The 11,296-nt window shown below is 42.4% G+C and carries 11 protein-coding genes; 3 read left to right on the forward strand and 8 right to left on the reverse strand.

Features of this window, described 5'->3' with window-relative positions:
* Window positions 1–53: 53 nt before the first annotated feature.
* From MSC25_RS03755 to lptD, 6 genes are all read right to left on the reverse strand, one after another.
* Window positions 54–872, reverse strand: a complete 819-nt coding sequence (locus MSC25_RS03755) for a symmetrical bis(5'-nucleosyl)-tetraphosphatase (protein WP_248442659.1) — start codon at window positions 870–872, stop codon at window positions 54–56.
* 11 nt (window positions 873–883) lie between these two features.
* Window positions 884–1,273, reverse strand: a complete 390-nt coding sequence (gene apaG, locus MSC25_RS03760; RefSeq protein ID WP_004585855.1) for a Co2+/Mg2+ efflux protein ApaG — start codon at window positions 1,271–1,273, stop codon at window positions 884–886.
* Window positions 1,257–2,063, reverse strand: coding sequence for a 16S rRNA (adenine(1518)-N(6)/adenine(1519)-N(6))-dimethyltransferase RsmA (rsmA, locus tag MSC25_RS03765; RefSeq protein ID WP_004585856.1), 807 nt, complete (start codon window positions 2,061–2,063; stop codon window positions 1,257–1,259). Before rsmA ends, apaG begins: the two co-directional genes overlap by 17 nt.
* Window positions 2,060–3,052 carry a 4-hydroxythreonine-4-phosphate dehydrogenase PdxA gene (pdxA, locus tag MSC25_RS03770; protein ID WP_024031517.1) on the reverse strand — a complete coding sequence of 331 codons (993 nt, stop codon included), beginning with the start codon at window positions 3,050–3,052 and terminating at the stop codon, window positions 2,060–2,062. Before pdxA ends, rsmA begins: the two co-directional genes overlap by 4 nt.
* A 2-nt stretch (window positions 3,053–3,054) precedes the next feature.
* Window positions 3,055–4,350 (reverse strand): peptidylprolyl isomerase SurA, encoded by a 1,296-nt coding sequence (surA, locus tag MSC25_RS03775; protein ID WP_064385734.1) that lies wholly within the window; start codon window positions 4,348–4,350, stop codon window positions 3,055–3,057.
* Window positions 4,351–4,442: 92 nt separating this feature from the next.
* The gene (gene lptD, locus MSC25_RS03780) at window positions 4,443–6,695 is read right to left on the reverse strand and encodes an LPS assembly protein LptD (RefSeq protein WP_055254919.1); all 2,253 of its coding nucleotides are present in this window, start codon (window positions 6,693–6,695) and stop codon (window positions 4,443–4,445) included.
* 101 nt (window positions 6,696–6,796) lie between these two features.
* On the opposite strand from lptD, the gene MSC25_RS03785 reads away from it, so the two are divergent.
* Genes MSC25_RS03785 through djlA form a run of 3 tightly spaced genes read left to right on the forward strand, consistent with a single transcriptional unit; the run spans window position 6,797 to window position 9,335 of the window.
* Window positions 6,797–7,798: a phosphotransferase gene (locus MSC25_RS03785; protein ID WP_248442661.1), complete on the forward strand. Its 1,002-nt coding sequence runs from the start codon at window positions 6,797–6,799 to the stop codon at window positions 7,796–7,798.
* On the forward strand, window positions 7,795–8,457 hold the full coding sequence (gene murU, locus MSC25_RS03790; RefSeq protein ID WP_004585861.1) for an N-acetylmuramate alpha-1-phosphate uridylyltransferase MurU: 663 nt from the start codon (window positions 7,795–7,797) through the stop codon (window positions 8,455–8,457). Before MSC25_RS03785 ends, murU begins: the two co-directional genes overlap by 4 nt.
* Before the next feature lie 17 nt (window positions 8,458–8,474).
* Entirely contained in the window at window positions 8,475–9,335 is an 861-nt protein-coding gene (gene djlA / locus MSC25_RS03795) for a co-chaperone DjlA (RefSeq protein WP_029773301.1), read from the forward strand.
* Here the strand turns inward: djlA and MSC25_RS03800 are convergent.
* Window positions 9,318–10,262: a DUF3530 family protein gene (locus tag MSC25_RS03800; protein ID WP_248442663.1), complete on the reverse strand. Its 945-nt coding sequence runs from the start codon at window positions 10,260–10,262 to the stop codon at window positions 9,318–9,320. The two genes, djlA and MSC25_RS03800, sit on opposite strands and share 18 nt — an antisense overlap.
* Window positions 10,263–10,343: 81 nt before the next feature.
* Window positions 10,344–10,997, reverse strand: coding sequence for a bifunctional tRNA pseudouridine(32) synthase/23S rRNA pseudouridine(746) synthase RluA (rluA, locus tag MSC25_RS03805; protein ID WP_024031523.1), 654 nt, complete (start codon window positions 10,995–10,997; stop codon window positions 10,344–10,346).
* Window positions 10,998–11,296 lie beyond the last annotated feature (299 nt).

Here is an 11,296-nt window from a genome sequence, read left to right on the forward strand (position 1 = left end):
AGCAATTAATATCTATTAATTTAAATTTAACATATGTGCTGGGGTTTTACAGTTTATTTAGATAAAAGCGTCGGCTTTTCTACTATTTTTTGCTTAGTTTGCAAGTTCATCATCGTTAAAGCACCGCCCCATACGCATCCGGTATCGAGCGCATGTATGTGATTGAGCTGAGTAACCCCTTCAAGAGCGGCCCAATGGCCAAATATAAGGTTGTTTTCTAATGCTTTTATATTAGGGTGGGTGAACCAGGCTGTTAACGTTTTATTATCGCTAATTGCGCCTTTCGCACTAAGCTCTAACGTGTTGTTGCTGGTTAAAAAGCGCATGCGGGTAAAGTAGTTAACAATGTACCTAAACTTATCAAATTCGTTTAAATCGTCATGCCATATAGCGGGATGAGGCTGATACATTTTTTCAAAAAAGTGCTTAGCATTTGCCGATTGATAACAACGCTTAGCAAACTGTGCGTGTTTAAGTGCGCTTTCTATAGACCAATTAGGGTTAAGCCCTGCATGCGATATAAAGCTGCGGTGCTGTGCTAAATAAATAGCAAGCGGCTGAGTTTGCAAATAGGCGATATAGTGAGGAAGCTTTTTACTATCAAAAATAGCACCGAGTTTATCTTTGGGGTTGATTGGCTTATTAAGATAGTGACAGGCAACCATGTGTAAATCATGATTGCCTAAAGTAACAGTCATGCTGTCTTGATGGCGATAAATATAATCTAGGCAGGCCAGAGAGTCCGGCCCACGTGCGACGATATCGCCCACTAAATAAAGGTGATCTTTGCTTGGGTTAAAGTCAACCCGTTTGAGCAAGCGGCTAAACTCTTTAAAGCAGCCTTGTAAATCACCAATTGCGTAATCAGCCATGGCGCTTTTTACTAATGTAAAATGTTAGGGCACGCTAAACGAAATACGCTTATAGGTGCTTCAAACTCAGAGCCAAACTCATTGCGCAGTGTGTAGTGTCCCTGCATGGTGCCAACAGGGGTGTCTAATATTGCGCCACTGGTGTATTTGTAAGTTTCGCCTGGGCCTATAACGGGGGTTTCGCCCACAACGCCTTCGCCCTCTACTTCAACTTCTTTACCATTGGCATCGGTGATCAACCAATAACGGCTTAAAAGTGTAGCGCTGCAAAGACTGTGGTTTTTAATTGTCACTGAGTAGGCAAAAACGTACTTTTCTAGCTCAGGCTGAGATTGCCCTTCAACATAAAAAGTCTCTACAGAGACTTTTACAGGAGAGCCAATATTACTGCTTGTTGTCATAAATCCAATTAGCTATATCAATAAATTGTTGTAACGTTAGGCTTTCAGCACGCAAAGTAATATCAATACCAATGCTGGTAAGCTCATCTGCGGTGAGTAAGTTGCCTAAGCTGTTACGTAATGTTTTACGGCGTTGGTTAAAGGCTTCTAAACACACGGTGTTTAAAATTTTCACGCTTTTAGCGGTACGTTGCTCGGCTTTTTTAGGGATCAGACGAATAACCGCAGAGTCTACTTTAGGTGCTGGTTTAAAACACTCTGGCGGTACTTCAACCACGGGCATTGCGTGGCAGTAGTATTGCGTCATCACACTTAAGCGGCCAAAGGTTTTGCTGCCTGGGCCTGCAACCATACGTTTTACTACTTCTTTTTGCAGCATAAAGTGCATGTGCTCAATATGATCAGCAAACTCAAAAAGATGAAACAGTAATGGCGTAGAAATATTGTAAGGCAGGTTACCAAACACTTTTAATTTTTTGTCATCGCGTACTAGGCTTGCAAAGTCAAACTTCATTGCATCGCCTTGGTTTACGTTTAATTTAGGACCTAAAAAAGGGTGCTCAATTAAACGCTGAGCTAAGTCTTTATCTAGCTCAACAACAGTAAGTTGGCCGCTTAAATCGGCAACAGGCTCGGTAATTGCGCCTAAACCTGGGCCAATCTCTACTAGGTTGTCTTGTGGTTTAGGATCGATTGCAGTCACTATTTTATCAATGATAGATTCATCAAATAAAAAGTTTTGCCCAAAACGTTTACGGGCGCGGTGTCCTAAATGTACTTTATCGGTCATTGATTCTGTGCTTTTTCATGGGCGAGCTTAATTGCTTCGCGGATCGCTAATTCAAAACTGCCAACTTCAGCGTCACCGGTGCCTGCTAAATCAAGCGCAGTACCGTGATCAACCGAAGTGCGGATAAATGGTAAACCTAAGGTTATATTTACCGAGTTACCAAATCCCTTGTATTTTAGCACAGGTAAACCCTGATCGTGATACATAGCAAGCACGGCATCGGCTTGAGAGAGGTATTTATCCTGAAATAGGGTATCGGCAGGAAGCGGACCAATTAAATTCATGCCTTGGCTGTTTAAAAGCTCAAGCGTAGGTGAAATTGTTTCTATTTCTTCAGTGCCTAAATGACCGTCTTCGCCGGCATGGGGGTTTAATCCACACACTAAAATTTTTGGTTGCTCAATACCAAACTTAGTTTGTAAGTCGTGGTTTAAAATACTAATAACTTTAGTTAAGCGCTCTTGTGTAATTGCACGCGATACATAAGCCAGCGGTATATGCGTTGTTACTAGGGCAACACGCAAGCCTTCAGTTGCTAGCATCATTACTACATCAGAGGTGCCCGACTGCTGAGCAAAGTACTCAGTGTGGCCACTAAAGGAAATACCGGCTTTATTAATAATCCCTTTATGAACAGGGCCCGTGACAACGGCATCAAAGGTACCGTCCATATTTTTTTCGCTGGCAATACGTAAGGTGTCAAGCACGTATTGGCCGTTTAAGTCGTCTAGTTCACCTAGCTTAACGTCAGTGCCTAAATCTACTTGGTGAATATAAATGCTACCTGCAGGCGCTATAGCTGCAGGGGCATTTTCATCAAAATCAATTAGCTCAATATTAAGGCCCAAGTGTTGAGCGCGTTCTTTTAATAACTGTTTGTCGGCGATAGCGACCAGTTGAGCTTGCCATGGTTGCTGCGCTAATTGCAGCAGCAAGTCAGGGCCAATCCCCGCGGGTTCACCCGGGGTAATTGCAATTCGTAATGTCATAATTACTCGTCTATAGGGAAAATTTCAACATGGGCTTGTTCGCGCATTTCTTGCTGCCAGTTAAAACTTTCTTCTTTAAATTTACGATTAAACAACATGCCGTGCGCACGGTTACGTTTAGCTAGCTCAGTTTTATCTGCTACACGTTTATCTAAAAGTTGTACTATGTGCCAACCAAATTGTGTTCTAAATGGTTCACTAATTTGATTTTTATCAAGTGATAATAAAGTATCTTTAAACGCCGGTACATACGTTGTAGGGTCAGTCCAATCATACTCACCGCCTTTAAGGGCTGAGCCTGGATCTTCTGAGTATTCTTTAGCAAGCTCAGCAAAGTCAGCGTTTCCTGCGCGTAAATCTTTGGCAAATCCTGCTAGCATGCTACGTGCTTTTTCTTCACTTAAAATAATTGAAGGCTTAATAAGAATATGGCGTGAGCGTACTTCTGTGGTTTCTACTAATTGGCGACCACGTACATCTTGCACCTTAATTATATGAAAGCCAGCACCCGAGCGAAGCGGGCCAACAATAGCGCCTTTCTTTTGACCTTTTACAGCTTCGGCAAATAACGAAGGCATTTCGTTGATACCCATATAACCGAGTTGTCCGCCTTCAAGCGCTTTTGAGCCACCTGATGATGAAATAGCGATGCGTTTAAACTCTTGGCCATCGTTTAATAGCTCAATAACTTTGTCAGCACGGGTTTTCGCACTGGTGATTTCATCTGCTGTTGCATCGTTAGGAATATCAATAAGGATGTGGCCAATATCATACTCTTCAGAGTTTTGACCTTGGCTTTCCATTATCTTTAACAGGTTATCTACTTCTTGTTGGCTAATATAGATTCGACGATCTACATTGGCACGGGTAACCTGTTGGGTGGTGATCTCTTTACGAATTTCTTCGCGGTAGGCTTGAAAGCTCTCGCCAGCGGCTTCAATGGTACGACGAAGATCGGCAATGCTGCCGCCTTGATCTTTTGCCATATTCGCGAGTGTTTGGTCTAACTGGCTGTCTGAAATTTCAAGGCCCATACGTTCAGCCATTTGCATCATAAGCGTTTGGTTAACTAAACGCTCAACGGCTTGTACGCGAAGCGTTTCGTCTTTAGGAAGTTGTTGGCCTTGCTCTGCGGCTTGCTTTTTAACACGATTAATTATGGTGTCTACTTCACTTTTTAAAATTACGCCTTGGTTTACAACACCAATTACTTTGTCGATTTCCTGTGGGGCGGCAAATGCGCCATGGCATAAGCTTAAGCTTAAAATAGCTGTTGATAATAGTTTTTTTAAATTCATATTCTTTTTACTACTCTTCTAATAGTACTGCTTTAAAACAGGGCGTACTGCATTTTAGGGCTTTAAAATATCACCTTAATTGCTCGTTTGCCTTAATTATTAAGAAAATACGGTCTACGGTAGCCAAAAATACCTTGTTGTAATAATTTTTGTGCATCGTAACGGCTCTTACTGCCAAGTCCTTTTAATACAAAGTTTAAACTAATACCTGAATCAAAAGTGGCTTGTTGCTGCCCGATAGACTGATTTAAATCGGTTTCAATCTGACGGTGACCAGTAATTTGGATTGCCCAACAGCATGATTCATACTGTAATCCGCTTAAAAATTCGATGCTTCGATTATTTTCAAGGTCCCGGTGGTAGCTTGCAATAAATTGCCACTGATCACTAATTGGGATGCTTGTAAATACACCCGTTTGCTCGATTGTATTTCCTGAGACATCATTTGCATAGCGATGGTTCAATTGAACTAGCTCATTATTGTCACCTTTGTAATCGAGGGTGACATTTGACTGGATCATTTGCTTACCATCCGTGTCGTATTGCATACCCGCTGAGAGGTACCAACGGCGGTGCCAATGTAGCATTGTTTGCGCTGCAAAAAGGGCGTTGTAGTTTGTCTCTGAGTCTAAATCTTGCTCGGTAGGTTTAGCCGAGTCGTTTAGGTAAAAAATTTGACCCGCGCTAAAGTTAAACACTTCTTCGTGTTTATTATCAAATAAGCGTGTTGTTGCACCTAACGTAAATTGGTTAGCTGCGGCTATACGGTCTACACCCGAAAAGCGCGTATCTCTAAATAGGCCAAAAAAGTCATCCTGTAGGCGAGTGGTGTCAAATAGACCTATCTCAGATTGATCCTTATTAGGGGTATATAAATACTGTATTTGTGGCTCAAGAGTTTGAATGCCATCTTCAAAAAAGGTCGAGGTGTCACGTTCAAAGTTAAGCTGCGAGTACAAACGTACTTTTGGCAAGGTACGCGAAACGCTATCGCTATATTGAGTGCCCGTTAAATTACCACTTTGTTTGTAGTTAGTTTGCAATAAGCTCACTTCTGAGAGAAACGACCACGCATGTGTTGCGTAGTTAAAGCGCGCTTTTGGCTCTACGTGTACACGGGTAGCACTGTCTATGGCTATTTCTGAAGAGTCGTTGGTAAAGTGGCTTACTTCACCCGACAAACTAAAATCAAAGTTATCAAAACGCCACGGGGCGGTTTGTGTAAAGCTAATTTGTGGAACCGCGGCATACGACTCTAAGTGATCGCCCAGTACTTCAAAGTTTTGAAATTTAATATCGGTACGCCATGTGTCACCAAGGTGAGTCACAGAGCCGGTACGATAAAGTTGGGTATCGGTTTTATTTGCGTAATTAGAGCTTAAATCGGTGATGTAGTTGTCATCACTGACGTTAGTTACATCAATATTGGCGCGCCAGTCTTCACTTAAATAGCTTTGTTGCTGCCAATGAAACATATAGCGCTCATCAAGGCTTGGCTCCGAATCATCGCTATCTAAATACTCAATACCGACCAAGCCTTCATGTTGCTCCGTGAGGTATCTAAACTCGGTTTGCAATTGTAAGCCTTTGCGCGACATATAACGTGGTGTAATAGTGGCGTCAAAATTAGGCGCAATATTCCAATAATAAGGCGTAACAGTTTCCAGGCCGTAACGGTCGGAGCTTGAAATGCTTGGTGTTAATAAGCCCGACTTGCGTCGCTCATCCAGCGGAAACGTGAAATAAGGTAAATATAAAACGGGAGTGTCAAGAATACGTAAAACGGCGTTATAGGTTTCGCCCCAGCCTTCTTCACGAGAGAGGTTAATTTCGTCGGCTTCTATTTCCCACACGGGTGTATCGCTTGGGCAAGTAGTAAAGCTTGCATTCATTAACAATAAGCCAGACTCGTTGACAGTGAGTTTTTCGGCGCCACCTTTACCTTGTTGCGCTGTTAAGCTGTAATCGGCACCTAGTAGGCTTATTTCTGAATTATTTAAATCGGCATTTAAACCTGAGCTGTTTACTTGGCTTACACGGTCTTGATAAGTAATAGGGCCTGTTGCATTAAGTAAACCGCGCTGTTTATCTATAAGCGCAGTTTGTGCGGACAAACTCATATCAAGGGTGTTAATATCAACATTGCCGGTAAATTCAGCGCTTTGTGTGCCTAGGAGCTCTACATCGTCAGCTTGTATATCAACCGATCCTACCGCTAAATTTGGTAGAGGTTGCCAAGCTCTGGTTTGCATTGAAATGCCACATAAATTGTGTGCCAGTTCAGTTTCGGCAAGCGATGGTGCGCTAATTACGCCTAGCATCAATATGCCCCAGGTTTTGCTCATTTATCGACCTTAATGCTCTTTGGTTTATTATAAGCTAGACATAATAAAGGAAAACAATGGCAAATACAGTAATTGACCTATAAAAATAGACATCTTATATAATGACACGCTTTGATAATTTACAACTATTTATAAATACGCACTTTGATGCTAAACCACACTCCTTAGTAGCCATTACTGGGGATGCCAGCTTTCGCCGTTATTACCGTTTAAGCTGTGCCGGAAAAGCGTTTATTGTGATGGACTCCGACCCACAAAAAGTAAATAACGCTCCGTATATCTCTCTTAATAAAGTATTCACCGACAACGGCTTTTTATTGCCTGAAATAATTGCAAGCGATGAAGAACAAGGCTTTTTTGTGTTAAGTGACTTAGGAAATACACACTTAGCCGATAAGCTCGATGAGCCAAATAGAGATGAATATTACAAGCAATTAATCCGTTTAGCGGCAAGCTGGGCCAAAACCCCTGAATCAGCAGCTATGCAAAATTATAATAAAGAATTTATTCACCTTGAGCTGAATATTTTTAGCCAATGGCTGGTTACTGATTTTATTGGCTTAACATTGAGTACTGAGCAACAAACGCTTTGGCAGCAAAGCTGTGAGCTATTAACGAACGCTATGCTAGCGCAGCCTACGGTCACGGTTCATCGTGATTATCACAGCCGTAATATTATGTATAGCAATGAGCAGTGGGCAATTATAGATTACCAAGATGCCGTGCGCGGACCGCTGTGTTATGACTTAGTGTCGCTGCTACGTGATTGCTACTTTAAGTTGCCACAAGCACAGCTTAATCAGCTGCTTGAGTACGGCTATGAAGAATTTACAGCGCAAAAATTAATAACAGATACTTCTTTTGAGCAGTTTAAACAGTGGTTTGATTTAACGGGTATTCAGCGCCATTTAAAGGCGGCGGGAATATTTTGCCGGCTCTATTTACGCGATGGCAAAACCGGTTACCTTGATAATATTTTGCCAACGTTGGATTACATTGTTGATGTTGCTAAAACCTATCCAGAGCTTGCGGCGTTAAGTGAGTGGGTAAGCAGCATTGTAATACCGCAGGTAACACTAAAATTAGCTAAGGAGCGCACATGAAAGCCATGATTTTAGCTGCCGGGCGCGGCCAGCGAATGATGCCGCTTACACAAGCTATGCCTAAACCTATGCTAAAAGTGGCGGGTAAACCGCTGATTGAGCACCATATTAATAACCTTAAAGCCGCTGGCATTACTAACATTGTTATAAACCTAGCTTGGCAAGGTGATAAAATAAAAAGCTATTTTAAAAATGGTGCTGAGTTTGGTGTGCGCATTGAATATAGCCAAGAGGCTGAGGGCGGCCTTGAAACCGCAGGCGGAATTATTCAGGCGCTGCCATTACTAGGTGAGCAATTTATTGTAATTAATGGCGATGTATTTACAGATTACGATGTGAGTGCGCTTACACAGTTGCACCTGCAAGACGGCGAGGCCCACATAGTGTTAGTAGAAAACCCACCTCATAATGAAAAAGGGGATTTTGCGTTAAGTCACTTATCGGCTGAGAGTCAAAAGTATACATTTTCGGGGATTAGCCGTTACCACGCTAATTTTTTTAAAGGTTTAGAGCCAGGCATACGCCCGCTTGGGCCAATATTGCGAGAAAAACTCGCCCAACAGGTTATCTCAACTGAGCTTTATATTGGTCAGTGGGACGATATAGGCACACCACAGCGACTCGCGCAGCTCAACGAGCGCATACAAAACACACTTTAATAGAGGCAGTTAATTAGATGTGGGGAAAAATACTCGGTTTTTGTTTTGGCTTTATGTTTGGCAAAATTTTTGGCGCCATTTTAGGTTTATACCTCGGCCATTTATTTGATAAAAGCTTAAAAAACGATTTTGATAAAGCCGGAGGCTTTTCAGGTTTGTTTAAAGGTGATGATGTAAACGAGCGCCAAGCGTTGTTTTTTTCGAGCTGTTTTGCGGTTATGGGGCATATTGCAAAGTCGAACGGTCGCGTAAGCGAGGTGCATATAAAAGCGGCAAGTATGTTTATGGATGAAATGGGGCTAAAGGGCGATGAGCGCCGCGAAGCTCAGCATGCATTTCAATCAGGTAAAGACAGCGACTTTTCGATTAAAGAAACAGTGCACGACTTTAAAGAACGCTTTGCAAAACGTTACGACTTACTGCAACTGTTTTTAGAAATTCAAATTCAAATGGCGTTTTCTGATGGCGTGCTCGCAGAGCAAGAAAAACAGCTGTTACAAGAGGTAAGTAAGCAATTAGGTATTTCTAAAACTCATTTTGCTTTTATTCTTAAGCGTTACCAAGCTGAATTTAGTTTTAGACAGCAGCAACAACAGTATAGACAACAGCAGCAAGGTCAAAGTAGCAGTTACCGTGAAGGCTCTGGTCATCATGTGCCCCCTAATAACAGCATGAACCGCTCACAGGCCTTGGCTTTATTAGGGTTAAGTAGTGACGCGACGCAACGAGATATTAAAGTAGCGTATCGTAAATTAATGGCGCAGCATCACCCTGATAAATTAGTCTCTCAAGGGCTGCCTAAACACATGATGGAAGTAGCAGTTAAAAAAAGCCAAGATATTCAAGCGGCTTACGAGTATTTAAAAAAGGCGGCGTAAAAAACCGTCTATCACTTTAGTTAACCGTGCATGCTGCTCTGGCGCATCGCGCAGGCCAAAGAGTTGGCGCTGGCGGTAATCAAATTTAGCATTTCGATTTACCCAGCGCTGACGGTTTTTAAGGCTCATAAGTATATCGGTATTGTCATTTGCATAGTAAATATCAAGCAAGGCGGGGGTCACCAGCGATGTGGTTTGCGCTAAACCTTTATTGCGCTGTGTATTAGGTAAATAACTACTTAAGCTTATAAACGCATCTATTCGCGAGTCAGGAAAATCGGCATAGTATTCTAGCAACACTCCGGCACTGGTACCTTGTGCTATGACGACAATATTATTTGGCTCGCTCATCGCGTTTTGATAGAGCGCCTCATAACGCATTATTAAATTAGTTTTATAATTGCTTAGTACCTCGTTACTCACCAAATCAATGGCATTAACAAAGTGTGACTCTTGAGCCGTTGTAACAGCACCGTCGCTGTTACTTTGCGCCGTTTTTGTTGGCTCTTCACTTTGCGCTTGCGTACTTGATTGGGCAGCTGCTTGTGCAGCCATGTTACTTGCTTGCCAATCTATATCGGGTACTGTCATGGCGTAGGTTGTGTAACCTAAATTAGTAAGCTCTTTTCGCAGGTAACTCATGCCAGCATTGCTAGTGGGGGTAGAATTCCAATCGGGGATGAGTAATACAATACCTCTAAAATCTCGGCTCATGTACTCGCTATACAAACTTAAAAACTCTGTATCACCAGCAAGTATGGGCTTAACTTCATCATTGGGTAGTAGACGTTTTATATCGCTATTTTCGATACTTGATAAAGAAGGTGGGGCTATATGCTCTGCAGCACTGGCATATGCGCTTAAGCATAACGCAGAGCAACAACATACACCTTGTAGCGTTTTTTTGATTAGCTGCGCAGATATCATAGTAAGCCCAGAACGTGAGTAATAACTAAGTATCGGCGCGCTAAGGTAAAAGTTTAGTACTAACTTTGCGGGCTTTACCTATTAAAAGTCGGGCTCTACCTCAAAGGTCAGTACTTGCTCGGTCACGGGGTGTTTTAGTTGCAACATTTGCGCATGTAGTTGTAAACGTGGCGCCGCGGCTAGGGCCTCTTTATGGGCATAAAGTCTATCGCCCAGTATTGGGTGGCCAAGGCTTAGCATGTGCACGCGTAATTGGTGCGAGCGCCCCGTAATTGGCGTGAGCTCTACACGTGTTGCGCCCGCTTCTCGTGCAAGTATTTTAAAGTGGGTTAGCGAGGGCTTACCGTTTTCATAATCAACCATTTGCTTAGGACGATTAGGCCAATCACATATAAGTGGCAAATCAACCGATCCGGTATCTTGCTCAAGTTGGCCGTAAACACGTGCAATATAGCGTTTTGCAGTTTCACGTTCTTGAAACTGCATACTTAAATGCCTATGAGCTGCCTTATTCATAGCAAGGCAAAGTATGCCTGACGTTGCCATATCTAGGCGGTGCACTATTTTAGCTGTAGGAAAAACACGGTTAACGCGATTAATTAAGCTATCGGCATGTTTTGGATCTTTACCTGGGACGGTTAAAAGTTCGCTGGGTTTATTAACGATGAGCAAGTCGTCATCTTGGTGCAGTATTGTTAAATACGGACTCATTGGGGGATTGTAATTAACTAACACGGCCGACCTCAGTAATTTTGCAGGGCGCTATTTTAGGGGAGCGAGAGCAAAGGCTCAAGGAAAAGATAAAAGTTTAATTGCGTATTTTTCAGGCTGGAGTAAAACTGCACCAGCTTAAAGTTATAGGAACACATTATGGCAAGGCAAAGTATTTCACTTACTGAACAGAATGATTTATGGCTTCGTAATGACGTTGAAAACGTGGGGGGATTACACAAATAAAAGTGAATTGGTGAATGATTTAATTCGCCGTGCAAGAAGAGCAGAAGCAATAAATGGTAAGCTTGCTAACTCAGAAA

The sequence above is a fragment of the Pseudoalteromonas sp. 1CM17D genome (assembly GCF_023161805.1).
Classification (GTDB): Bacteria; Pseudomonadota; Gammaproteobacteria; order Enterobacterales; family Alteromonadaceae; genus Pseudoalteromonas; species Pseudoalteromonas atlantica.